Annotated in this window: 15 protein-coding genes and 2 tRNA genes; 8 read left to right on the forward strand and 9 right to left on the reverse strand. The window is 63.2% G+C overall.

Annotation, left to right across the window (positions count from 1 at the left end; genetic code table 11):
• Window positions 1-54: 54 nt before the first annotated feature.
• A tRNA-Glu gene (locus AWY79_RS06480) sits at window positions 55-132 on the reverse strand.
• A gap of 367 nt (window positions 133-499) precedes the next feature.
• Between AWY79_RS06480 and AWY79_RS19330 the strand changes: the two genes are divergently transcribed.
• The 3 genes from AWY79_RS19330 to AWY79_RS06495 all read left to right on the forward strand — a co-directional run bounded on the left by AWY79_RS19330 (window position 500) and on the right by AWY79_RS06495 (window position 4,199).
• Window positions 500-1,732 carry a cache domain-containing protein gene (locus tag AWY79_RS19330; protein ID WP_066801767.1) on the forward strand — a complete coding sequence of 411 codons (1,233 nt, stop codon included), beginning with the start codon at window positions 500-502 and terminating at the stop codon, window positions 1,730-1,732.
• Between the two features lie 91 nt (window positions 1,733-1,823).
• Window positions 1,824-3,053, forward strand: a complete 1,230-nt coding sequence (locus AWY79_RS06490; RefSeq protein ID WP_233491044.1) for a methyl-accepting chemotaxis protein — start codon at window positions 1,824-1,826, stop codon at window positions 3,051-3,053.
• 108 nt (window positions 3,054-3,161) lie between these two features.
• Entirely contained in the window at window positions 3,162-4,199 is a 1,038-nt protein-coding gene (locus AWY79_RS06495) for a TIGR00341 family protein (protein ID WP_066801776.1), read from the forward strand.
• On the opposite strand, the gene AWY79_RS18980 is transcribed toward AWY79_RS06495, so the two are convergent.
• From AWY79_RS18980 to fdnG, 5 genes are all read right to left on the reverse strand, one after another.
• Window positions 4,196-4,597 carry a formate dehydrogenase accessory sulfurtransferase FdhD gene (locus AWY79_RS18980; RefSeq protein WP_066801778.1) on the reverse strand — a complete coding sequence of 134 codons (402 nt, stop codon included), beginning with the start codon at window positions 4,595-4,597 and terminating at the stop codon, window positions 4,196-4,198. The two genes, AWY79_RS06495 and AWY79_RS18980, sit on opposite strands and share 4 nt — an antisense overlap.
• A gap of 35 nt (window positions 4,598-4,632) precedes the next feature.
• Entirely contained in the window at window positions 4,633-4,983 is a 351-nt protein-coding gene (locus AWY79_RS18985) for a formate dehydrogenase accessory sulfurtransferase FdhD (protein WP_066801780.1), read from the reverse strand.
• A gap of 8 nt (window positions 4,984-4,991) precedes the next feature.
• On the reverse strand, window positions 4,992-5,906 hold the full coding sequence (locus AWY79_RS06510; RefSeq protein ID WP_066801787.1) for a formate dehydrogenase accessory protein FdhE: 915 nt from the start codon (window positions 5,904-5,906) through the stop codon (window positions 4,992-4,994).
• A gap of 71 nt (window positions 5,907-5,977) precedes the next feature.
• Complete coding sequence (locus tag AWY79_RS06515) at window positions 5,978-6,712, reverse strand: 4Fe-4S dicluster domain-containing protein (RefSeq protein WP_066801788.1); 735 nt, start codon at window positions 6,710-6,712, stop codon at window positions 5,978-5,980.
• Between the two features lie 15 nt (window positions 6,713-6,727).
• On the reverse strand, window positions 6,728-9,772 hold the full coding sequence (gene fdnG / locus AWY79_RS06520; protein WP_066801789.1) for a formate dehydrogenase-N subunit alpha: 3,045 nt from the start codon (window positions 9,770-9,772) through the stop codon (window positions 6,728-6,730).
• Between the two features lie 932 nt (window positions 9,773-10,704).
• Between fdnG and cooS (AWY79_RS06525) the strand changes: the two genes are divergently transcribed.
• Window positions 10,705-12,687 (forward strand): anaerobic carbon-monoxide dehydrogenase catalytic subunit, encoded by a 1,983-nt coding sequence (cooS, locus tag AWY79_RS06525; RefSeq protein WP_066801790.1) that lies wholly within the window; start codon window positions 10,705-10,707, stop codon window positions 12,685-12,687.
• A gap of 144 nt (window positions 12,688-12,831) precedes the next feature.
• Here the strand turns inward: cooS (AWY79_RS06525) and AWY79_RS06530 are convergent, their stop codons facing one another.
• Window positions 12,832-13,605 carry a DUF169 domain-containing protein gene (locus tag AWY79_RS06530; RefSeq protein ID WP_066807070.1) on the reverse strand — a complete coding sequence of 258 codons (774 nt, stop codon included), beginning with the start codon at window positions 13,603-13,605 and terminating at the stop codon, window positions 12,832-12,834.
• Window positions 13,606-14,225: 620 nt separating this feature from the next.
• Between AWY79_RS06530 and cooS (AWY79_RS06535) the strand changes: the two genes are divergently transcribed.
• The 4 genes from cooS (AWY79_RS06535) to AWY79_RS06550 all read left to right on the forward strand — a co-directional run bounded on the left by cooS (AWY79_RS06535) (window position 14,226) and on the right by AWY79_RS06550 (window position 20,423).
• A complete protein-coding gene (gene cooS / locus AWY79_RS06535) occupies window positions 14,226-16,217 on the forward strand; it encodes an anaerobic carbon-monoxide dehydrogenase catalytic subunit (protein ID WP_066801791.1) in 1,992 nt (663 codons plus the stop codon).
• 219 nt (window positions 16,218-16,436) lie between these two features.
• A complete protein-coding gene (locus AWY79_RS06540) occupies window positions 16,437-17,180 on the forward strand; it encodes an HPP family protein (RefSeq protein WP_233491019.1) in 744 nt (247 codons plus the stop codon).
• Window positions 17,181-17,344: 164 nt separating this feature from the next.
• Entirely contained in the window at window positions 17,345-18,970 is a 1,626-nt protein-coding gene (locus AWY79_RS06545; RefSeq protein WP_066801796.1) for a sigma-54-dependent Fis family transcriptional regulator, read from the forward strand.
• Window positions 18,971-19,796: 826 nt separating this feature from the next.
• Complete coding sequence (locus AWY79_RS06550; protein ID WP_066801797.1) at window positions 19,797-20,423, forward strand: CatB-related O-acetyltransferase; 627 nt, start codon at window positions 19,797-19,799, stop codon at window positions 20,421-20,423.
• 64 nt (window positions 20,424-20,487) lie between these two features.
• Here the strand turns inward: AWY79_RS06550 and AWY79_RS18705 are convergent.
• Window positions 20,488-20,562 (reverse strand) — tRNA-Glu (locus AWY79_RS18705).
• A 434-nt stretch (window positions 20,563-20,996) separates the two neighbouring features.
• Entirely contained in the window at window positions 20,997-23,069 is a 2,073-nt protein-coding gene (locus tag AWY79_RS06555; protein ID WP_233491020.1) for a PP2C family protein-serine/threonine phosphatase, read from the reverse strand.
• Window positions 23,070-23,294 lie beyond the last annotated feature (225 nt).

Raw genomic sequence — 23,294 nt, forward strand, 5'->3', positions numbered from 1 at the left:
CGCGCCCGAAAAGGAAAAGGCCTTACGCGGTGTGCGTAAGGCCTTGTGTTTCCTTGGCGTCCCCAAGGGGATTTGAACCCCTGTTAACGGCGTGAAAGGCCGTCGTCCTGGACCAGGCTAGACGATGGGGACGCATGGGGCGGAAGGCGCTCCCTCGGTGGGTGCGATCTTCCGCGGAGGGTTGCCCGTCCGTGGAGGTCGCCTTCTTACATAAAACAATCTCCTGCGCAACCCTTTTCGGCCATGGAAGCCGGGATCGGGCGTTCCCGGGAGATATGTCGATTTTTCACAAGCGTGTTGGGTCTGGGGAGAACCGTTGCCGGATGGGGAAACCTATTTTGTGAATGTTGGAACTTGTCCAATATAATTGTGTCCGACGTGTTGCGTTCCTATTAAACCGTGTTACGGTACGGCTGTTTTTCTATGCCGGGTGCCATTTCTTTATACATTTCGGGGGGCTGTCCTAGGAGGCGGTATCCCTGGTCATCGGAGCACGAATATGAGCATCAAATTCAAGATCCTGTTGCCGACCATCCCGCTGGTCCTTCTGATCGGCTGCGGGGGCTATCTGCTGTTGAGCGGGCAGTTCGACGAGCTGAGGACCTCCTATGCGGAGATGCTGGTCGGCGACGCCGCGAGAACCCTGGAGCAGAACACCGAGGAAGCGGCGGTCCGCGCCCAGGAGGAGGCAGCCCTCTTCAGCCGCATGCCCGCGGTGATCGAGGCCTTCACCCTGGCCCACCAGGGGAACATCAACGACGAGAGCGACCCGGTGGTGCAGTCCGCCCGCGAAGGGCTTCGCCTGGCCCTGGCCTCCACCATGGCCGGGTACAGCGAGACCCTTGGGTCCAAGCTCCAGCTCCACTTCCACCTGCCCAACGCGCGCAGCCTGGCCCGCATGTGGCGCGAGAAGCAGGCCAAGCGCAACGGGAACTGGGTGGACATCTCGGACGACATTTCGAGCTTCCGCAAGACCGTCATCGACGTGAACCGCGACGGCCAGCCCCGCCGGGGCATCGAGCCCGGACGCGGCGGGTTCGCCATCCGCGGCCTGGTGGCGGTCAAGGACGCGGCGGGCAACCGCCTCGGCTCGGTGGAGGTGCTCAAGAGCTACGGCGACGTGTTCAAGCTCTTCCAGGACGAGGAGGGCAGCTATTACACCCTGTACATGAACAGTTCCCTGCTGCCGACCACGACCAATCTCCAGGACCCGGCCAAATACCCGCTGGTGGACGACGCCTTCGTCCGGGTGGCGGGCAAGGAAAACGCCCAGCTCGACGGCGCGGTCACGGCGGACCTGCTGCGCCGGGCCGAGGACGGGCGCTACGTGGCCATTGTCGGGGATTTTGCCGTGGCCTACCTGCCGGTCAAGGACTATCAGGGCAAGAACATCGGCGTGATCACCCTGGCCCGCGACATCTCCCTGCAGAACGCCATCCTGGACAGCGCCTCGGTGCTGGTCCTGGTCCTCTTCGGCCTGGCCGTGGTGGTCCCTCTCCTGACCCTCCTGGTGGTCCTGCGCTACGCCGTGTTCCGTCCCCTGGACCGCATCCGCGCCCTGGCCGAGCGCCGTGTTCCGTCCCCTGGACCGCATCCGCGCCCTGGCCGAGGACGTCTCGCGCGGCAACCTGGCCGAGGGCGAGCCCGTGGCCTCCAAGGACGAGATCGGCTCCATCCACCGTTCGGTGAGCCGCATCCCGGCGACCCTGAGCGCGCTCATCGACGACTGTGAGGCCACGGCCCGCGAGGTGGGGCGCGGCGTGATCCGGACGCGCGGCGACGCCACGCGCTACGAGGGGGCCTACGCCCAGCTCATCCGGTCCATGAACCGGGTGGCCGACACCTACACCGCCACCTTTGATTCCTTCCCGTTCCCGGTGTTCTCCGTGGACCAAAGCCACAAGCTGCTCTTCCTCAACAAGAACGCCCAGGAGATCGCGGGCAGGAGCGACCACGAACTGCTCGGCAAGCCGTGCAGCGGGGTCTTCAATACCGACATCTGCGAAACGGAAAACTGTGTCTGCACCCAGTCCATGCGCACCCGCAAACGGAGCGTGGGTACCACCAGAGGGACCCTGGACAAGGGCGCGGTGGACATCAAGGGGTACGCCTCGCCGCTGTTCGACGAGCACCAGAACGTGGTCGGCGCGCTGGAAGTGGTGGTGGACCAGACCGACATCCTCGATTCCCAGCGCAAGATGCAGCGGGTCGCGGACCGGGCCGGTCGGCTGTCCGAGCGCATGACCACGGCCTCGGGCCAGCTCCTGGACCGAGTCGAGGAATCGCGCCGGGGGGCCGAAGAGCAGAGCGCCCGCGCCACCGAGACGGCCACGGCCATGGACGAGATGAATTCCACCGTGCTGGAGGTGGCCCGTAACGCCAACGAGGCGGCGCTCAACGCCGAGCAGGCCCAGGTTCAGGCCCAGGCCGGACGCGACGTGGTGGTCAAGGTGGCCTCCACCGTCGGCGAGGTCCGGGAGCTTGCCTCCACCCTGAAGGCGAACATGGGCGAGCTGGGCGAACAGGCCGACGGCATCGGCAAGGTCATGACCGTGATCAACGACATCGCGGACCAGACCAACCTGCTGGCGCTCAATGCGGCCATCGAGGCGGCCCGCGCGGGCGACGCCGGGCGCGGCTTCGCCGTTGTCGCGGACGAGGTCCGCAAGCTTGCTGAAAAGACCATGGTCGCCACCACCGAGGTGGGCAACGCCATCGGCGCCATCCAGAGCATGGCCCAGCGCAACGTCAGCGAGACCGACAAGGTGGCCCGCGTGGTCGAGATCTGTACCTCCCTGGCTCGCGACGCGGGCGACTCCCTGCAGGCCATCGTGGAGGTCTCCCGCGACTCCGTGAACCAAGTCCAGGGTATCGCCGCAGCCGCCGAGGAGCAGTCCGCGGCCTCGGAACAGATCACCAAGGCTACCGATGAGATGCACGGCATCTCCAGGAACACCAGCGAAGCCATGGCCGAATCGGCCCGCGCCTGCCACGAGCTGGCCTCCATCGCCAAGGAGCTGGACGGCCTGATCGGAGAGCTCGGCGCCTCCTAGTCCGGACGGACGGCCCGCCCCCCGCAAGCGGGGGGCGGGCCGATCGGCGGATGTACTCACCCCGCCCTTTGTGCTACTCCTCGCGGATCAACCATTGCGAGGTATTGCATGGCACTGCGCGTTATAGAGATCGTCACTCCCCGCGAGGACAAGGAGGACGTGGCCAAGTCCCTTGAGGAACGCCAGTCCGACGAGGGTTACGTGTTCTGGGGTTCGCCCCTGGACGACGGCGAGTCCCTGTCCTTTCGCGTGGTCCTGGACGTGCGCGAGACCGAGGACGTCCTGGACAAGATGGAGAACCTCTTCGCCTGGACCGACAAGTATCGGATCGTGGTCTATCCGGCCGAGGCGACCCTGCCCCGGCTGGACCCGCTGACCAAGGAAGAGGAGGCGGAGAAGAACGGGGATCAGGCAGGGGAGGAAGAGGACAACGGGAACGGCAACGGCCGCATCAGCCGCGAGGAGCTGTATGCCGACGTCCTGGACACGACCCTGCTCTCCCGGCATTACGCCATGCTCGTGCTGTTCTCGTCCCTGGTGGGGATCATCGGCCTCATGCGCGGCAATGTGGCGATCATCATCGGGGCCATGGTCCTGGCCCCGCTGCTCGGTCCCAACGTGGGGTTGGCCCTGGCCACCACCCTGGGGGACAGGAAGCTCACCTGGGAGTCCATCAAGACCCTGACCGTGGGCGTGGTTTTGTGCTTTGCGCTGTCCGCCGGAGCCGGGCTGCTGCTCGGCCTGCCCGACCCGTCCGAGGAGCTGATGAGTCGCAGCGTGACCGAATTTTCGGACATCATCCTGGCCATGGTCTCGGGCGCGGCCGGGATTATCACCGTGACTTTGGGCGTCCCCACCTCCCTGGTGGGGGTCATGGTCGCGTTGTCCCTGCTTCCGCCGCTCATCGCCTGCGGCCTGTTCCTGGGTGCGTCCATGTTCCCGGAGGCGGGCGGCGCGGGGCTGCTCTTCGCGGCCAACGTCATCTGCCTGAACCTGGCGGGCGTGGTCACCTTCCTGGCCCAGGGCATCCGTCCCCTTTCCTGGTATGAAAAAGAGCGCGCCAAGAAGGCCACCCTGCAGGCGGCCCTCATCTGGACCGTGCTGCTGGCCGCCCTGGTCGGGCTGATGCTGCTCCAGACCCGCTAGAAGTCCTGTTCGTTTCCGAGCCGCCAGTGATTGGCGTAGACGTCGAAGGACCGGCCCCGAAGCCGGCCCACGAGGGTGATGCCGTGCGCCCTGGCCACGTCCACCCCGGCGCTGGTGGCCGCCGAGAAGCCGCAGAGCACCGGGAGGCGCACCGCGGCGGCCTTGGCCGCCATGGCCAGGGCGATGCGCGACGAGAGCATGCCGATGGCCGCCGATCCGAGCGTGCCTTCCAGCAGGGCGCGGCCGATGGCCTTGTCAAAGGCGTTGTGCCGCCCGACATCCTCGCCGTAGGCGAGCAGCGCCCCGTCGGCATCGAAGAGCGCGGCCGCGTGGGTCGAGCCGGTGTTGCGGAAGAGGTTCTGCCTGCGTTCGAAGAGTTCCTTCAGCTTGAAGAGCATCCCGGGGGCGATGCGCAGGGGCGGGCGCTCCGCGGTCAGGGCGCGGGGCCGGGCTTGCGCAGGGTCACCGCCACTTCGGCCGGAGAGCCGTAGGTGAACGAGATCCGCTCCACCTCGGCCGCCGAGCGGATTCTTCCCTCGCAAAGGAGGTGTCCGACCACCAGGTTCAGGTCGTCTCCCGGCGTCCTGGACAGGACCGTTTCGGGATGATCCCCGGCCCGCACCAGGAGGTCGGCCTCCACGGCGATGACGTCCTCGCGGTCCGCCAGTCCGCCTTCGCCCATTCGCCGCAAGGGGACCGTGCATTCGCGGGACGTGGCGGCGGGGACCGGCTCGGGCAGCGGGGAGAGGGGAACGGTCGGGATGCGCAGGAGCGAAGTGGTCATGGGTCCGCCTAGGTAAGGGTGTTCCAGAGGGTGTTGGCGAGGGGATTGAGGGCCTGCTTCCGGGCCAGGATGTCCAGGTGGATCAGCCCCAGCTGGAGGACGTCCGGGTCGGGCCGTTCGGCGTAGTCGCGCAGGTCCACGCAGAGCAGGTAGCTGCCGCAGGCGCGGCAGGCCTCGATCCGTTCATGCCTGGCCCCGTCGACGAAGAGCAGCTCCCGCGTCTTGTCGTCCGCGTTGCCGCAGGCGGCGCAGGCGGTCCGGCTGAAGTGCCAGTCGTGCCCGCACAGGGAACAGTGCAGAAATTTTTTGCCGCCACCGCCCACCAGGTACTCGGACTGTCCGCTGTCCGGCGGGGCGAGCTGGGCGATGGACGGGGCGGAGCCGCAGACCGGGCAATGGCCGCGCTCCCAGGTGATCCCGGCCAGTTTCCCGCCCACGGATTCGGCCAGGCAGCCGAGGACCGGGCCGGACGCGGCGTCCACCGCAAAGGGCAGCGCCGCCGTGGGCGTGATCCCGGCGGAGATTGCGGGGTCCACCAGCCGGTCCGGGCCGCCGTCCAGGCGGGACCGCAGGAGCTCGGCCGTTTTTCCGGGGGCCAGGAGCAGCTCGCGCAGCCGTTCGGCGTGGTCCGGGGCGAGGGCCAGGGTCTTGACGATCACGGGCAGCAGGAGCCCGGCGGATTTCGTCAGCGCTTCGCCCCACGGCGTGAGGTCCAGCCCGGTCAGGACGGGCACGCCGTCGGCCAGCCTCGCCTCGTCCACGTCCGGGACGAGGAGTCCTTGGTTGCGCGCTGCCTCGCGGGCGCGCTCCCCCATGATGAAGAGCGGTCCGAACCGCTCCGTCAGCGGGTGGTAGGCGGCGTCGCGGGTGCGGATGCCTTCGACGGTGGATTCAATTCTTGCCAGGGCGGTGGTCATGGTCATGGTTGCTCCATGCTCCCCCCTTTGGCGGGGCGCGATGCGCCCCGCCCGGAGAGGGAAGGTTGAGAGGTGTTCTAGCTTTTCATTGCCCTGAAGGGGCGGGCCAGCGTCGCCAGGAACTGCTGCTTGGACATGGGGCCGGTTCCGGCCTGGGCCACGGCCTTGGTGTGGTAGTGCTCGGGCTTGTCGATCAGCAGGAAGATGACGTTGACGTCCTCGGGATCGGCCAGCATCGCGCCGGGCCATTTCTTCTTGAGGACGGCGAGCCGCTGTTCACCCAGCTTGAGCATGTCCGCGCGATCGCCGAAGTTCATGGCCCCGGTGGGGCAGGACTTGACGCAGGCCGGGGGCATGCCCGCATGGATGCGTTCGTTGCACATGGTGCACTTGGACAACAGCCCGGTCTTGTCGTTGCGCCGGGGGATGTCGTACGGGCACGCCTCGCGCACCTGCTCGGCCTCGTCGGCGGAGAACTTCGCGGTCTTTTCGGTGAAGATCACCGCGCCGGTCTTTTCATCCTTGACGATGGCCTCATCGAGGTACACGTCGCCCACTTCCTTGCAGGGCGGGACCTCGCAGTGCCGACACTGGTCCGGGAAGAAGTTCCAGCGGACCACGCCGTTGTCCAGGTTCTCGCTGAAGCGGACGAGCTTGTAGTTGTTGGGGTTCAGGTCCTTGGGGTTCTGGTGGCTTCCCCAGCCGACCTGGTAGGTCTTGTTGGCCGGAAGCTCGTTCCATTCCTTGCAGGCGATCTGACATCCGCGGCACGCCGTGCAGCGGGAGGTGTCGATCAATATGGATTTGGTCATGACGGTCTCCTTTCCTTATGGGGTGGCCAGTTCGGTGATCTTGGCCGCCTTGCGGATGTTCACGCAGCTCGCCTTGTACTCCGGGATGGTGGTGTTCGGATCGCCCACCGACGGCGTCAGCCTGTTGGTGGAGTCGCCGCTGCCGGGAGTGGTCCAACCGAAGCAGTAGGGCATGCCGATCTCGTGGATGATGCGACCGTGCACCTTGAGCGGGCGCATGCGGATGGTGACCATGGCCACGGCTTCGACCTGTCCGCGGATGGACTCCACGATGATCACCTCGCCGTTCTTGATGCCCTTCTCCTCGGCCAGCTCGTGGCTCATCTCGACGTAGAGCTGCGGCTCGGCCTCGAGCAGGTTGGGCACGTTGCGGGTCTCGCCGCCGCCGCACCAGTGCTCGGTCAGGCTGTAGGTGGTCAGCACGATGGGGTACTTGGGGTCTGCCGGCTTGGCCAGGATGTCCATGGCGCTGGTGGCGAACTTGTACACCGGGCTGTTCAACTGCTTGGAGAACAGGTTGCTGTCCACCGGGGTCTCCACCGGCTCGTAGTGTTCCGGGAAGGGACCGTCCTGCCTGCCGGGGCCGAACAGGTGGCCCAGGCCGTGGGTGTGCATGATGAAGGGGTACTTGCCCTTGCCGGTGGCCAGGGGCGGCCATCCGCCGTCGGGCACGTCGCCGATCCACTTGCCGTCCTTCCACTCGATGACCGCCTTGTCCGGGTTGAAGGGCTTGCCGTTCAGGTCCACGGAGGCGCGGTTGTAAAGGATGCGGCGGTTGACGGGCCAACACCACGACCAGTTGGGGAACAGGCCGATCTTGGCCTGCATGGGGGTCTGCTTCGGGTCGCGGCGCAGACACTTGTTGCCCTCTTCCTCGGTCCAGCTGCCGGCGTAGAGCCAGTTCAGGCTGGAGGTGGAGCCGTCGTCGCCCAGCGCGGTGAAGGAGGGAACCTGGTCGCCCTTCTTGTAGGTCTTGTTGCCGACCTTGGTGTCGCGGGTGAAGCGGCCGTTGATCCGCTGGCACAGGTCTTCGGGATCGAACTTGTCGGGCCAGTCGAGCTTGAGCACGGGGTCGGGGAAGGTGCCGCCTTCCTTGGCATAGAGCTCGCGGACCTTGTTCATGATCGGGATGTACATCTCGGCGAAGGGCCGGGCCTCGTACTGGGGTGGAACGGCCTGGCCGTGCCACAGCAGCCAGCGGCCGGAGTTGGTCACGGAGCCGCTCTTTTCAAGGCGGTGGGCGGAGGGCAGGAGGAAGAACTCGGTCTTGACGTCCTTCGGGTCCACGCCGGGCCGGTGCCAGTTGTCGGTGGTCTCTGAGTTGTGCAGCTCGGCGCAGACGACCCATTCCAGGTTGTCCATGGCCTTGCGGATCTTGTTGGTGTTGGGGACGCTGTTCATGGGGTTGAGGCCCATGAAGAAGCCGCCGGTCATCTCGCCCCGGTACATGCGGTCGAACATGAACAGGTAGGAGTAGTCGCCGCCCTTGTCGATCTTGGGCAGCAGCTCGTAGCAGAAGCCGTTTTTGCTGGTGGCGTTGTCGCCGAACCAGCCCTTGAGCAGGGAGGCGAAGTACTTGGGCTTGTGCTGCCACCAGTTGGCGGACTGCGGGTCCTTGCTGATCGGGGTGTTGGCCTTGTTGTAGGCCTCGTAGGTGTCCCAGTTGTCCTGCGGCATGGCCATGTAGCCGGGCAGGATGTGGTAGAGCAGGGCGTGGTCCGTGGACCCCTGGACGTTGGGTTCGCCGCGCAGGGCGTTGATGCCGCCGCCCGCGATGCCGATGTTGCCCAGGAGCAGCTGGATGATGCCGGAGGTGCGGATGTTCTGCACGCCCACGGTGTGCTGGGTCCAGCCCAGGGCGTAGAGGATGGTCCCCGCCTTGGTGCCGGTGCCGGTGGCGGTGTAGGTCTTGTAGACCTTGAGCAGGGTTTCCTCGGGCACGCCGGTGGTGGCCGAGACCTTGTCCAGGGAATAGCGGGAGTAGTGCTTCTTCAGGAGCTGGAACACGCAGCGCGGGTCCTTGAGGGTCTTGTCGCGCTTGGGCACGCCGTCGGCGCCGAACTCCAGGGCCCACTTGGACTTGTCGTAGGTGCGGGTCTTGGGGTCATAGCCGGAGAAGAGGCCGTCCTTGAAGTCGAAGTCCTTGCCCACGATGATCGAGGCGTTGGTGTATTCGACCACGTACTCCTTGAAGTACTTCTCGTTGTCGATGATGTATTTGATCATGCCGCCGAGGAAGGCGATGTCGGTGCCGGAACGCAGGGGGACGTGGAAATCGGAACGGGCCGAGGTTCGGGAGAACTTCGGGTCCACGTGCATGACGGTCGCGCCCTTGTCCTTGGCCCGGAGCACCCACTTGAAGGAAATGGGATGGTGTTCGGCGGCGTTGCTGCCCATGATCAGGATGGAGTCGGCGTTCTTGATGTCGATCCAGTGGTTGGTCATGGCACCCCGGCCGAAGCTTTCGCCCAGGGCGGCAACGGTGGAGCTGTGGCAGACGCGGGCCTGATGGTCCATGTGCACCACGCCCAGGCCGCGCGCGAACTGGTGCGTCAGGGCGCACTCCTCGTTGCTGGCGTGGGACGTGCCCATGAGGAACATGGATTCCAGCCGGTTGACCTGGTTCCCGGCCTTGTTCTTGGCCACGAACTGCTTGTCGCGGGTGTCCTTCACCTTGCGGGCGATGCGGTCGATCATCCAGTCCCAGCTCTTCTCTTCCCACTTGTCGCTGTGGGGAGCGCGGTACATGGGTTTCTGGACCCGGTGGTGGGACGTGGTCATGGAGAACATGGCGGCGCCCTTGGCGCACAGGGAACCCTCGTTGATGGGATAGTCCGGGTCGCCCTCGACGCTGACCAGCTTGCCGTTCTTGACGTACCCGATGGCGAAACAGCTCACCGAGCAGAACGGACAGACGGTCAGGATCTCCTTGGCCCCGTCGATCTTCAGACCGGCGGCGTAGCTCTTTATCGGCGTCAGGACGACTCCGATCTGAGCCAGGGAGAGACACGCTGCCGAAGAGGCAGTGAGCTTCAAAAATCTTCGGCGGTCACATTTCATGAGATGGCCTCCTTGGTTGAGCAGGGCGGAATCGCCGCTGCGGAATAATGGAACACGACGTAGGGGTTTCGACTTGAATAATAAAATAAAATTCAATTATTACAAGTTGTTAAATTAAGCACATAGAAAAATATTGAGAAGGTGCGATCGGGGTAAACGACAAAAATGAAGGTAACCCCCTTATTTTCAAGGCCTTCAGATATCAGATTCGTCAATGGGTAATATAGATGAAATCTATCATATGCACGATGTGGGATTCCGTAACACCTGCAAAGTCGGTGTCAAACCGTTGGTAAGTTTAGTGCCAAATCGTGGTAAAGAGTAGCGGGTGAAAATTGATGCGGCGGGTGCGACGCCGACGGTGCGGCAGCGTCGTTCAGGGGGGCGATGGGGCGGCACCGTCCGCCGGGCCGAACCCGGCTGCACGCCGGATGCCGCGGCGTGGGGGAACGTGGGGCAGACGATCCCGAAGTTTCGGCTTTCGCGCGGGTGGCCGAGAGGAAACGAGCCGACAACCTGGAGCCGGCCAAGAGGATATGCCCTGCGCAATCTGCGCGCAGCCGTGCATTTCCTTGGCGACCCATGAGGGATTGAACCTCTGATAACAGCGTGAATGGGTGGAAACAATCAAGCCGTGCATCCGTATTGCCGGGGATAGAGCTTCCACAGGAGCGACAACCGACTTGGAATCCCTCTCGTCATAGTGCTGAAAACGGTATTCCGTTGTTGCAACGGCGGAGAAGGTTGGATCAACGGAATTTCGTTGCTCCGGTTGTGGGGGTAAATCTGTTTATCCAATAAATTCAATTTGTAAAGCGATCAATGCCACCTGGCACGCCTCTTGCCAATCCACAACCCTACTTCCGAGGGGGTTGAGTGACGCAAGCGTCCTCCACAGCCCTTTCGAACAACACAGCCAGAAGGGGCATTACATGGAAAAAGAACAGCATTCCCATGAGCATGGACATCACCATGACCATAATGACTTCACCGACTATACCGCAGCGGTCAAAGCCTACCGCGAAACCTTCGCCAGCAAGGCGGAGGTGATGGACCAGGCCCCTGACCCGGCGGTTCGGGAGATGGTCAAATACATGGATGAGCAGGGCGTCGAGAACTGTTTCGACCGTTTCGACAAGCAGAAGCCGCATTGCACCTTCGGCCTTGCGGGCGTCTGCTGCCGCATCTGCTCGCTCGGACCGTGCAAGATAACCGAACGTTCTCCCCGGGGCACGTGCGGGGCCAATGCGGACCTGATCGTGGCCCGCAATCTGGTGCGTGCGGCGGCTGGCGGCGTGGCGGCCCACGGTGCGCGGGCGCGCGAAGTCATGCTGACCTTGAAGAAGGCCGCCGCCGGGGAAGTCGACCTGCCCATCCTCGGCAAGGGGACGGTCAGGAATATGGCCTCGGCCTTCGGCCTTGCCACCAAGGACAAGAGCGTCGAGGAGCTGGCGAACGAGATCGCCGACATCCTGCTCGAAGACATGAGCCGCACTGTGCCGGGGCCGCACAAGACGTTGGATGCGGTCGCAACTCCCGAGCGTCGGCAGACTTGGGAGAAACTGGGCCTGCTGCCGGTCGGCTCCTATCATGAGGTCTTCGAGGCGCTGCACCAGACCACGGTCGGCACTCAGGGCGACTGGCGCAAGGCCATGGATCAGTTCATGCGGCTGGGCATCGCATTCTCCATGAACAGCGTGGTCGGCGGCTCCATCGCCAGCGACTGTCTCTACGGCACACCGAAACGGACCACCGTCAAGGCGAACCTCGGCGCGTTGAAGACGGACACCGTCAACATCGCCATCCACGGGCACGCTCCAATGCTGGCCACCAAGGTCATTGAGGCGGCCCGCTCGGACAAGTTCGTGAAGATGGCGGAAGAGGCCGGGGCGGCGGGCATTCAGTTCTATGGTATCTGCTGTTCCGGGTTGTCCTCGCTCTACCGGCTCGGCGGCGTCATTCCCCTGTCCAACGCCAACGGGTCGGAGCTGGTGCTCGCCACGGGCGCCCTGGACCTGTGGCTGGCGGACATTCAGGAAGTGTTCCCCGGCATCATGGACGTGGCCGACTGCTACAAGACGGTGGTCGTCACCACCAACGAATCCAACCGGCTGCCCGGGGCCGAGCACATTGGCTACCGGCGGGACCTGGAGGATTTGGACAAGCTCCCCGAGCTGGCGGACAGGATCGTCGCCCGCGCCATCGAGAGCTTCGCCAACCGCCGGGATGTTCAGCGGCACATCCCGGCCCACGAGATGGAGGCAGAGGTCGGCTTCAGCCTGGAGACCCTCGACGCCCACTACGGGTGCATGGAGCGCGTGGCGTCCGCCATCATCAACGGGCAGATCAAGGGCATCATCAACCTGGCTGGCTGTACCAACACCCGGGTCGTTTACGAAAAGGCCATCGTGGAAGTCGTCGACATCCTGCTGAAGAACAACGTCCTGGTCTTCACCAACGGCTGCGCCTCGTTCCCCATGGCCAAGCTGGGGTACTGCAGCAAGAAGGCCCTGAACAAGTGCGGCGAGAAGCTGCAGATGTTCCTCAGGGGTGAGCTGCCTCCGGTGTGGCATTTCGGTGAATGCATCGACAATGCCCACGCCGTGGCCACATTCAGGGAGATCGCCGGGTACGCCGGGCATCAGATGAAGGACATGCCCTTTGCCGAGGTCACGCCGGAATGGTCCAACGAGAAGGGCGTGGGCGCGGCCTTGGCCTTCCGCATGCTCGGCTTCGACTCCTATCACTGCGTGCACGCGCCGGTGCAGGGCTCGGAAAAGGTGCGCGACTTCCTCTATGGCGGCACCCGGGAGTTGCTCGGCTCCAGCATGAAGGTGGACACCGATCCCAAGAGGGTCGCCGCGATGATCCTCGCCGACTTCAACGAAGCGCGGTCGAACCTGTGCTGGCGCTAACCCCGGTCGCATAGCCCGGCTCGCGACGTAAAAGGGGCGGCCCGCCGAACTGGCGGGCCGCCCCATGTTTTTTGCGTCGGTCATCGGCGCGAAAAAAGGCGGCCCCGTCGGGAGCCGCCTGTCTTCTCGTGGTCCGGATGCTGTCTACTGTTTCTTGAAGATGATCAGCGGACAGTTCTTGCAGATGTCCGCACCGGGGAACCCGTCGCCGGGCCGGGTGATGGAGCTGCTCGCCTTCTCGATGCGGTCCATGAGCCGCTGGAATGTGGCCGTGAACTTGCTGCCGGGGATGATCACGTTGATCTCGCCGCGTTCGGTCTTGCCGGCGTTGTAGCTGCCGGAGCAGGCGGGAAGCATGTTGAACTCCTGCTCCATGAAGGAGAACACGTTGCCGCCGCAGGCGGAGGAGTTCATGGTGATGTTCGGGCGGAGCGGATGGGTGTCGGTCGCGGCCATGTAGTCCACGGCCAGGTGATACGCCTGCATGTTGTCGCAGTAGAAGTGCACCGTGTCCGGCTCGTACAGGCCGTCGATGGAGCCGAGCGGAGCCACGGCAATGCCGAGCGGCTTTGTCTCGAGCATGGGTTTGCTGACGACAAAGCGCTTCGCCTGTTCAAGGTCCTGAACATACTTGGCGTGGCCCTTGATCTCGGCGTCGTCCAAGTCCTTCCAACCGAAGCAGAATCGGGCATTGCCGCAGCCGAGGCCGTCCACTTCGGCGTAGACGATCTGGCCCTGCATGCGGGCGGCGATCTCCCACTGGCAGAAGGTCATGGGCTTGAGCGGCGCGTGGATTTCCGGGGCGTTTTGCCGGAATGCCTCCAGCTCGTTCTCGTCGAAGAAGAATTTGACCGCGACCGGATAGTGGTACAGGCGCAGCTCCTTCATCAATACGGATTGCATCTCGTTATAGGTCATCATTTCGTCTCCTGAGTTTGTTGTTCACTCCCGCAGTACAGAATCGGAGAGTTTTAGGCTGGTTGATGGCGTTTATTATGTCTCTGCCGACCTGCGGGAGTGAACTTTTGGAATGGATACTCGCAATGAGTCCTTGTTACTGAGCAAGGAGCATGCCCGGTTTCGCAGCTTGTCGCCAAGGCCGGGCGTGTTTTGGGTAAGGTCACAGATCGTCGGAAATAAAGTTCCCGTGACGGCGGGTGGTTATCCGCTCCGGGGCCGTCCGTGCGGGCTGCTATTTCCTCCCTCTCTAGTTCGAAACTTTCCGACGGCGACCGCGAGTCCTCCCCTTCCACGTCTTCCGGGCAGCGTTCATCAACGAGAACTCGGTGATGAAGGAACGAAATATCGTTATGCAACGGAATTTCGTCGCTCAGCCTTTTGTGAATATCAGCAAATACATCGTTATATCAGCTGATTAACCAATGCGAGGTGTTGGCACGAGGATTGCCCTTGACGGAAAGGGTTTGCGGTCTGGCGGTGCTGTCCGGGAAGGACGTTTGGCCGGGGCGGGGTTGCCGCTCGGTCTTGCGATACGCGCCGCCGCTTGCTGAATAATCTTCAAGCCAAGGAGTTTTGCTATGTGCGGCGACAACCATTCGCATGAGCATGGTCACGGCCATCACCACCACGACAACGATTTTACCGACTACAAGGATGCGGTCAAAGCCTACCGCGAATCCTTCGCCAGCAAAGAGGATGTGATGAACCACGCCCCGGACCCGGCGGTCCGGGAGATGCTCAAGTACATGGACGAGCAGGGCGTGGAAAACTGCTTCGATCGGTTCGACAAGCAGAAACCGCACTGTACCTTCGGCCTTGCCGGGGTCTGCTGCCGGATCTGCTCCCTCGGGCCGTGCAAGATCACGGAGCGTTCGCCCAGGGGAACCTGCGGGGCCAACGCCGACTTGATCGTGGCCCGCAACATGGTCCGTTCGGCGGCCGGCGGCGTTGCCGGACACGGCGCCCGCGCCCGCGAGGTCATGCTGACCATGAAGAAGGCCGCCGAGGGCAATGTTGATCTGCCCATCGTCGGCAAGGACAAGGTCATGGGCGTGGCCAAGGCCTACGGGCTGGAGACCGAGGGCAAGACCGTCGAGACCTTGGCCGGCGAGATCGCCGACATCCTGCTCGAAGACATGAGCCGCACCGTGCCCGGGACGCACAAGACCCTCAAGGCAATCGCCCCGGCAGAGCGCCAGAAGGTATGGGAAGAGCTCGGCCTGACCCCGATCAGCTCTTATCACGAGGTGTTCGAGGCGCTGCATCAGACCACGGTCGGCACCCAGGGCGACTGGCGCAAGGCCATGGACCACTTCCTCCGGTTGGGACTGACCTTCTCCCTCAACAGCGTGGTGGGCGGCTCCATTGCCCAGGATTGCCTGTTCGGCGTTCCCAGCCGCAGCACCATCAAGGCCAATCTCGGCGCGCTGAAAACGGATACCGTCAATATTGCCATCCATGGCCACGCCCCGATGATGGCCATGAAGGTCATCGAGACCGCCCGGACCGACAAGTTCGTCAAGATGGCCGAGGAGGCCGGGGCCAAGGGCATCCAGTTCTACGGCATCTGCTGCTCCGGCTTGTCCTCCATGTACCGGCTGGGCGGGGTCATCCCCCTGTCCAACGCCAACGGCTCCGAGCTGGTGGTCGCCACCGGCGCGCTCGACCTGTGGCTGGCGGACATCCAGGAGGTCTTCCCCGGCATCATGGACGTGGCCAACTGCTACAAGACCGTGGTCGTGACCACCAACGAGTCCAACCGGCTGCCCGGCGCCGAGCACATCGGCTACAAGCGCGACCTGGAAGACATCGACAAGCTGCCCGAGCTGGCCGAGAAGATCGTCACCCGCGCCATCGAGAGCTTCACCAACCGGCGCGACGTGAAACGGCACATCCCGCCCTACGAGATGGAGGCCCAGGTCGGCTTCGGCCTCGAGGTGCTGAGCGAACACTTCGGCGGCAGCGTGGAGCCCATTGCCGAGGCCCTGAAGGAAGGCAAGATACGGGGCATCATCAACCTGGCCGGTTGCACGAACACCCGCATCGTCTTTGAAAAGGCCATCGTGGACATCGTGGACATCCTGCTGAAGAACAACATCCTGGTCTTCACCAACGGCTGCGCTTCCTTCCCCATGGCCAAGCTCGGCTATTGCAGGCCCGAAGCCCGCGAAAAGTGCGGCGACAGCCTCAAGGCGTTTCTCGGCGACAACCTGCCGCCGGTTCTGCACTTCGGTGAATGCATCGACAACGCCCATGCCGTGGGCACCTTCGCGACCATCGCCGGTTTCGCCGGGCATCCCATCAAGGACCTGCCGTTCGCGGAAGTCACGCCGGAATGGTCCAACGAGAAGGGCGTGGGCGCTGCCCTGGCCTTCCGCATGCTCGGTTTCGACTCCTACCACTGCGTGCACGCGCCGGTGCAGGGTTCGAAAAAGGTCCGCGACTTCCTCTACGGCGGAACCAAAGAGCTTATCGGCTCCTGCATGAACGTCGATCCCGACCCGCAGAAGGTCGCCGAGATGATCATCAACGACTTCGAGGCCGCCCGCAAGAAACTGGGCTGGGCGTAGCCTCACCGGAGGAGGGAGGATGTCCGCGTCCGAGGCGGCCCCCCGGCGCGGACCTTCTTCCTCCTATGAACGGTTTTCAACCAACAGCCTGCATACCCGCTCCCGGCAGCCGTCCGGTGGGACGCCGTCCGGGAGCGGGCCGTGCAAACCTCCGGTTCCGCCGTCCGAAACGGGCCGATGGGGAAAAGGGACGTATCGATGTTGTTCAAATCCGGTTCGGTGCAATTCAGACTGGCCTCCCTGTGCCGTGAGGAGTTCGCGCCCGAGGTCTACCGTCCGGGGGTCATCTCCCTTTCCCGTTTGTTGTGGGGGTCGCTGGGCGGCGGCCTGCTGCTGGCGGTCATCGCCCTCGCATCCCGGCTGACCGGTATTGCCGTCCTGTTTCCGCCCCTGGCCGCCACCTGCTTCATCAACTCGACCTGCGTCTTTTTACGCGTGGCCCGGCCCAAGCCGGTCATCGTCGGGCATTTCGTCGCCTCCATAGGCGGGTTGGCGGGGTGCTGGGTCGGTTCCCTCCTGGGCGCGCAGATAGGGTATGCGGTTGCCCTCAAACTCGGTTTTGCGGTGATGTTCGCCGCCGTCCTGATGCAGATCTTCGACGCCGACCACCCGCCGGCAGCCGCCACGGCGGCCATTCCGGCCATCCTTCCGCTGCCCATGCCCGCCTACCTGTTGCCCGTGCACATGGCCTGGGGAGCCACCCTGGCCGTGCTGTTCGCCATGGTCTGGAACCGACTGTGGTTCGAGTTCCCGGCAGCCGACATCGACCACCGTGAAAGGGCCTGCGGACTGTATATGCAATTGCCGCAAATTGCCGGTCTGGCCGTGTGCGCGGCCGGGTTCGCTCTCTTGTGCCTGCAGCGTCTTCTCCCCGCAGCGCATACGGCGGGAACGGCGGTCATGCTCCTCGGGGTTGCGCTGCTCGGCACGCATCATTTTTTCGGAATACGGCGCGCTACATAATTCATGGACACCCGGCCTGAAGAAAGGGAGGGCGCGTCGAGCCTGACTCACTGTCGCCTCATCACCTCGCTTGGCTCCCTCATGGCGCGCCCCCTTTCTTCACCAAAGTCCTCGCGGGAACCATTTGTGTTGTGATGGGTGGTCGTTTCGTTTAATCATACGCCATGACCGCCGATCAGATCTTTCATTTCAGAAATATGGAAATCCAGTCATTGCTTTTGGCGATGGGAGAGCAGCGTTCGACCGAGTCGCTCTTCAGCCTTGTCGTCGATCGCCTATCCGCATTTGAGGAAGTCTCGCTTGTTCGGATATGGCTCATCAAGGAGGGCGATATCTGCTCTTCCTGTCTCATGGCCGACGAGTGCCCCAGCAGGGAGCTTTGTCTGCATCTGGTCGCCAGCGCGGGACATTCGTCCTGCAATGAGGCGCTCGAATGGAGTCGTTTGGACGGCAAGTTCAAACGGTTCCCCATGGGCGTGAGAAAAGTCGGGCATATTGCAGCCACGGGACAACCTGTGGTCGTCGAGTCAATTCCCGAAGACTCCAAATGGATAGCCCACCCGGAATGGGCCAAGGAAGAAGGGATCAACGGCTTCGCTGGGCAACCCATGCGGTTTCACGGCGAGATTCTCGGCGTGCTGGCCGTCTTCACGACGACGAGGATCAACAAACCGGCCTTGGACATTTTGCACATCCTCGCCAACCACGCGGCCACCGCCCTTGTGAACGCCCGGGCTTTCGAACAAATTGAAGACCTGAAGAGACAGCTTGAGGCGGAAAACAGTCTCCTGCGCGAAGAACTGAGCGAGACCAGTTTCTATGGGGGATTCATCGGTCGCAGCCTTGCCCTGCAGCGGATCGTCCAGCAGATCGACCTGGTCGCTCCCACCGACGCCAACGTGCTCATCCAGGGCGAATCGGGCACCGGCAAGGAACTGGTCGCCCGGGAGCTGCATCAGCGCAGCAAGCGGAACAACAAGCCGCTGATCAAGGTCAATTGCGCCTCGGTTCCCAAGGAACTCTTCGCCAGCGAATTCTTCGGGCACGTCAAGGGGGCGTTCACCGGGGCGCACGTCAACCGGGAAGGCAAGTTCGGCGCCGCCAATCAGGGGACCCTTTTTCTGGACGAAGTGGGCGAAATCCCGCTTGAGCTCCAGGCCCAACTCCTCCGCGTTCTTCAGGAAGGGGAATACGAACGGATTGGAGAGGAAAAGGTCCGTAAGGTGGACGTACGCGTCATCGCGGCCACCAACCGGGACCTGCAAAAGGAAGTCGAGGCCGGACGATTCCGCGAGGACCTCTATTTCCGGCTCAACGTCTTCCCCATCACGGTCCCGCCCCTGCGCGCCCGGAGAGAGGACATCGCCCCGCTGGCCGAGTATTTTCTCAAGCGTTCCCTGAAGGCCATGAATCGCCCGGCTCTCAGATTCAACCCGGAACAGCTCGCCCAACTTGTCGAGTACAATTGGCAGGGGAATGTCCGCGAACTGCAAAATATTGTCGAACGGTTCGCCATTTCGTCCATTGCAGGGGCAGCCCGGGTCGAGTTGTTCAGTGGAATCGGGGAAGAGTCCAGGTCCTGTTCCAAACCGAGGGTTTCCGATGCGGGCGATGCGGTGCTGACCGAGGAGGAAATGATCCGGTTGCAGGAGAACAACATCGCCAAGGCGTTGGCGCGGTGCAAAGGGAAGATCTACGGCCCCGACGGCGCCGCCGCCCTGCTGGGGCTGAAGCCGACCACCTTGTCGACGCGGATACGAAAGATGAATATCCAGCGGGTCGCCAAGTAGCCGCCGGGGAGATGCGGACTGTCAGGCAACGGAGCTGTTGTTTACATCGTAAAGGCCGGGCAGCCTGGCTGGCGTCTTCTCTCGGGAAGATTGCAGCGAGACCTGAGGCCCGACACTCCCAGGATGGAGTCGAACCAGGCGGCAGGCTTCGTTTTGGATATTGAATTGGCTGGGTTATACCTGGCTCGACGCTTTCTCTAAGCCCCTATCCCATGTGCAATGCGGTTTCGGAAACCGGACTCGACGATCTTGAATCTGCTGCCAGGTTTCTTGGCTGCGCCCCGAGGAGTGCGGTTCCAGAGAGGGGGACAAGACTCGCGTTGCCTCATTTGCTCAATGCGGCAATCGGGGTTTCGACCAACTTGCATCGGTTTTAGCCTTCCTTGGCGGGTGCGCGGGCAAGACCGGGCCCATCCACCATTTTGTCCGGCCCTGTCCAGGACCCGCGTTCGCCCCTTGAAATCCGGGGGCGCATGCCGCTGTCGGCCAGGGACCTCGTCCCTGTTGAAGTTCACGGGCGGCAGGCTGTACCTCTTCATCAGGGAGTATCCAGTATCCCACTCCCGCCGCTGCCTGGACCGTCGCCCCACCTAGCCCCGCGCCTTGAGGTCTCGGTAGATGGTCCGGATGCGCAAGCCGATGCGGGCGGTCATGTCCGCGGCCGTGGCGCAGTGCCTGACTGGATAAAGAGGATCAGGCCCTCGACGCCGATCTCCCGGATTTTGACATTTGCCTTCGGGAGGGTCTATATGCCGTCGTCAAAGTCAACCAATCCGCATGAAGCGGGCGGGACCGATTCGGCCCGCCCCGAACAAAGGAAAATCATATGAGCCTCCCTCTGTTTCCGCGGTCCGGGGACAAGCACACGTGCAATCTGAGCGAAGCGGTCACCAAGCCGAACATCGTCGTGGGCGAATACACCTATTACCACGATTTCGACGATCCGCTGCGATTCCAGGACAGGAACGTCCTCTACCATTACCCCGTGAACAACGATAGACTGGTCATTGGGAAGTTCTGCTCCATCGCTCACGGGGCCAAGTTTCTGTTCAACGGCGGCAACCACAAGCAGGCCGCCTGCGTCAATTACCCGTTCGCCATTTTCGGCGAGCTGTGGGAGCACGAGCTGCACATTGCCGACAGTTGGGACAACCGGGGCGACATCGTCATCGGGAACGACGTCTGGATTGGGTTCGAGGCGCTGGTCATGGCCGGGGTCACGATCGGCGACGGGGCGCGGATCGGCTCCCGGGCCATCGTGACCCGCGACGTCCCCGCCTATGCCGTGGTGGCCGGGGCCCCGGCGAAGCTGATCAGGAAACGGTTCCCGGACGAGGACATCGCCCTGCTGGAACAAGTCCGCTGGTGGGACTGGTCCGAGGAACGCATCAAGCGCGACCTGCACCTGCTCATGGGCGACGTCTCGGCATTGAGGGAGTCCGTGGGAGAGTAGCGCCGTTCGCTGCGTCGCCAACGAAAAAGGCCTTACGCTCGCGGCGTAAGGCCTTTTGATTCCTTGGCGTCCCCAAGGGGATTTGAACCCCTGTTAACGGCGTGAAAGGCCGTAAACAATCAACCGGAAGGTCGCTTACATACGTTATTTCAATGGGTTGAAATAGCCACATTCAACACTAAAACAATAGTTGCCGCTGAAAATGACACTTGGGTGACACGCACAATTTGTCGGAAAGAAGATGGAATTGGAAGAGCTCGCCCTGCGAACGAAACTATTAGGGCCAGGGCTGTGATCGAAAGAAAAGTATTGGTGATCATACGCATGGATGCCTTCATCGGGTTTTTCGGGGCGCGTTTCAACACACTCCTCGCAATCACCGTGCCATAACCTTCAATTCCGACTCTGTTGATATACAATTGAGCCGGTTGGCGATATCGTCTCCACGAAGCGGCAGACGGTCCTGGTGCCTTTGTATGTAATCAATGGCATATTCTTGCGCCTTCGATTGCGCAACATTGCGCAGGGTTGTCAAAAACTCCACAGAATTTCAACCGATTGCGTCAGCGGCGATCAGCGTCTCCGGACCACGGCGATGGTCATGTCGTCCATTTGCCCGGCTTGGCCGCGGAATGCGACTAGGGCCGTTTCCAGGGCAGTGATGATCGCCCGGGCGGGTTGGCCCGCATTGGCCCGGACCAGGTCCTTGAGCCGCTCCTTGCCGAACATCTCGCCGGACGGGGAGTGCATCTCCCAGATGCCGTCGGTTCCGATGATGATGTATTGCCCGGACTTAAGCGCCGGCTTGGATCCGACTTCGAAATCGACGTCATGGGTCACGCCCAGGGGTAGCCCGTCGCCGAGCAGCTCCTCGAAGGTGCCGGCTTCGGGGTCGAAGAGCAGGGCAGGGTCGTGGCCTGCGCGGACCCACCGGGCGCCGCCATCGACCAGCTCCAGCAGGAACAGGGTCATGAATCGGCCGGTCCCTTCCACGTCATCGGTGATCAGCTCGTTGACCCGGCGCACGGCCTCGTCCAGCCCGGCGTCGCCGGAGAGCTGGCCGCGCAAGTAAGCGCGAACCGAAGCCATGAGCAGCGCAGCCTGCATGCCGTGACCGCTGACGTCACCCACGGCCACGATCAACCCTTCGCTTTCCCCCGAAGAACGGCGGATGAATCCGTAATAGTCGCCTCCGGTTTCATCGCAATAGGAACTTGTGGCGGCCACGTCCGCCCAGTCGAAAGCGGGCGGCTTTGCTGGAAGCAGACTCTGCTGCACCTCCTGGGCGACCTCCAGGGAATTCTTCAGCTTCACCCGTTCCTTCAGCTCGGGGATCATGCTGTTGAAGGCCATGCCGAGCTGACCGACCTCGTCCGTGGAGCGGATGGTCGCCCGGACCGCGAAGTTGCCCTTGGCCACGCTCCGGACCGAGTCCGCCAGTTCACTGATGTTCCGCGTGAACATCCGGGAGAGGAACAGCGAGAGCAGCAGGACGGAGACGGCCACGGCCAGGGCCACGAACCCCATCTTGCTGTTGTGCTCGTCCACCTGTTCCTCCACGAAGGCGCGGGCGGCCTGTGCGTCGCGAACGATGTCGGATTTGGGGACGATGATCAACAGCGAGGTGCCGTTCTCGTCCATGGGTGAAAACGCCCACAGCGCCTGTCCGCCGAGGTGCTCCATGCCGACCACGCCCGGCTTGCCCGCGAGCAGGCTGTCGGCCATGAGGCCGAACTGCTCCGGGTCCGTGGGTTCGATCCAGGATTCGCTCTCCGGGACCATCCAGTGGGCAGGACCGCTGCGGTCGCTCTGCTCCTCGGCCACGATTCTGACCCGGGCGGGGCTGCCCTCCGCCCCCGGTTCCGGCCGGACCAGAAGGGCGTCGGCCGAGGAGGAAAAGATGCTCACGTGCCGGTTCTTGCGCAGCACGGAGTCCACCGGGATGACCAGGGTCAGGTTGCCCTGAAGCGCTCCCTGGGCATCGCGGATCGGGGCCGAGACCTCGAAGGCCATACGCCGGGTGGCCGGGTCCACCTTGGGCGTGGTCCAGGCCAGCTTCGATTGCAGCGGCCCGCCTTCGCCGTCCATGGCCTGCGGGGCGTTCATGCCGCCCCTGCCCCGCATTCTCCCGGACTTGGCCTGCGGGTAGGTCAGCACCGTGCCGTCATCAAGGGTCACGCGGAGCCAGAGGATGAGCCCGGGGTAGTCGAACTTGACCTTACCGAGCAGCGGGATCAGGTGCTCGGCCGTGGTCCCGACGCCCGGCCCCTCGCTGTCAGCCCGGGAGAAGTCCACGACCAGGGGGCTCGGGTTGCCCATGTGCAGGATAAAATAGTCTCCGGCCGCCTCGCGCTGGGCCGTTTCGCCCAGGGTGAAGGTCTCCTCGTCCGGCATATGCGCGTGGCCGGAGAGCACGCCCTCGATGCGTGAGGCCAGCAGCAGGGCCGTGGATTCGAGCAGCTGCCGCTCACCCAGCAGGACCCGGGCGTGGTCCACGACGATGCGCTGCAGCCCGGTGCTCGCCTTGTGCACCAGGATGTTGCCGCTCCGGGTGGCCAGGGTCTCGCTCATGGCGATCAGGTCCCTGCGGACGCTGACCCCGACCACCAGCAGGGGGATCAGGGAGATCGACATCAGCAGGATCATTAATTTGTATTGAATGCGCATACGGAGTCATACCTTGGCGGCTGCGGGGCGGCCCGCGGCCCTGAGATTTTCCCGGTGGGAATGCACCCTTTGTTCCACATCGGACCCGGTCCGGACTTTTCCCGATTATCATACCACAACCGGGCCGATCTGTAGTAGTCTTTTATGGTTGGGAGTCTTGCACAACCAATTCTTGCACATATTTGTGCACACTGTGTGCAGTGG

The organism is Pseudodesulfovibrio indicus, from assembly GCF_001563225.1.
GTDB classification, from domain to species: domain Bacteria; phylum Desulfobacterota; class Desulfovibrionia; order Desulfovibrionales; family Desulfovibrionaceae; genus Pseudodesulfovibrio; species Pseudodesulfovibrio indicus.

What these genes read in the sequence shown, in the direction of transcription:
- AWY79_RS06510 (WP_066801787.1), bottom strand. Translation starts at nt 5,906, where the DNA reads ATGACCATGACCACCGCCCTGGCAAGAATTGAATCCACCGTCGAAGGC.
- cooS (WP_066801791.1), top strand. Translation starts at nt 14,226, where the DNA reads ATGTGCGGCGACAACCATTCGCATGAGCATGGTCACGGCCATCACCAC.
- AWY79_RS19330 (WP_066801767.1), top strand. Translation starts at nt 500, where the DNA reads ATGAGCATCAAATTCAAGATCCTGTTGCCGACCATCCCGCTGGTCCTT.
- AWY79_RS06545 (WP_066801796.1), top strand. Translation starts at nt 17,345, where the DNA reads ATGACCGCCGATCAGATCTTTCATTTCAGAAATATGGAAATCCAGTCA.
- AWY79_RS06490 (WP_233491044.1), top strand. Translation starts at nt 1,824, where the DNA reads ATGAACCGGGTGGCCGACACCTACACCGCCACCTTTGATTCCTTCCCG.
- AWY79_RS06550 (WP_066801797.1), top strand. Translation starts at nt 19,797, where the DNA reads ATGAGCCTCCCTCTGTTTCCGCGGTCCGGGGACAAGCACACGTGCAAT.
- AWY79_RS18980 (WP_066801778.1), bottom strand. Translation starts at nt 4,597, where the DNA reads ATGCTCTTCAAGCTGAAGGAACTCTTCGAACGCAGGCAGAACCTCTTC.
- AWY79_RS06530 (WP_066807070.1), bottom strand. Translation starts at nt 13,605, where the DNA reads ATGACCTATAACGAGATGCAATCCGTATTGATGAAGGAGCTGCGCCTG.
- AWY79_RS06515 (WP_066801788.1), bottom strand. Translation starts at nt 6,712, where the DNA reads ATGACCAAATCCATATTGATCGACACCTCCCGCTGCACGGCGTGCCGC.
- fdnG (WP_066801789.1), bottom strand. Translation starts at nt 9,772, where the DNA reads ATGAAATGTGACCGCCGAAGATTTTTGAAGCTCACTGCCTCTTCGGCA.
- AWY79_RS18985 (WP_066801780.1), bottom strand. Translation starts at nt 4,983, where the DNA reads ATGACCACTTCGCTCCTGCGCATCCCGACCGTTCCCCTCTCCCCGCTG.
- AWY79_RS06495 (WP_066801776.1), top strand. Translation starts at nt 3,162, where the DNA reads ATGGCACTGCGCGTTATAGAGATCGTCACTCCCCGCGAGGACAAGGAG.
- cooS (WP_066801790.1), top strand. Translation starts at nt 10,705, where the DNA reads ATGGAAAAAGAACAGCATTCCCATGAGCATGGACATCACCATGACCAT.
- AWY79_RS06555 (WP_233491020.1), bottom strand. Translation starts at nt 23,069, where the DNA reads ATGATCCTGCTGATGTCGATCTCCCTGATCCCCCTGCTGGTGGTCGGG.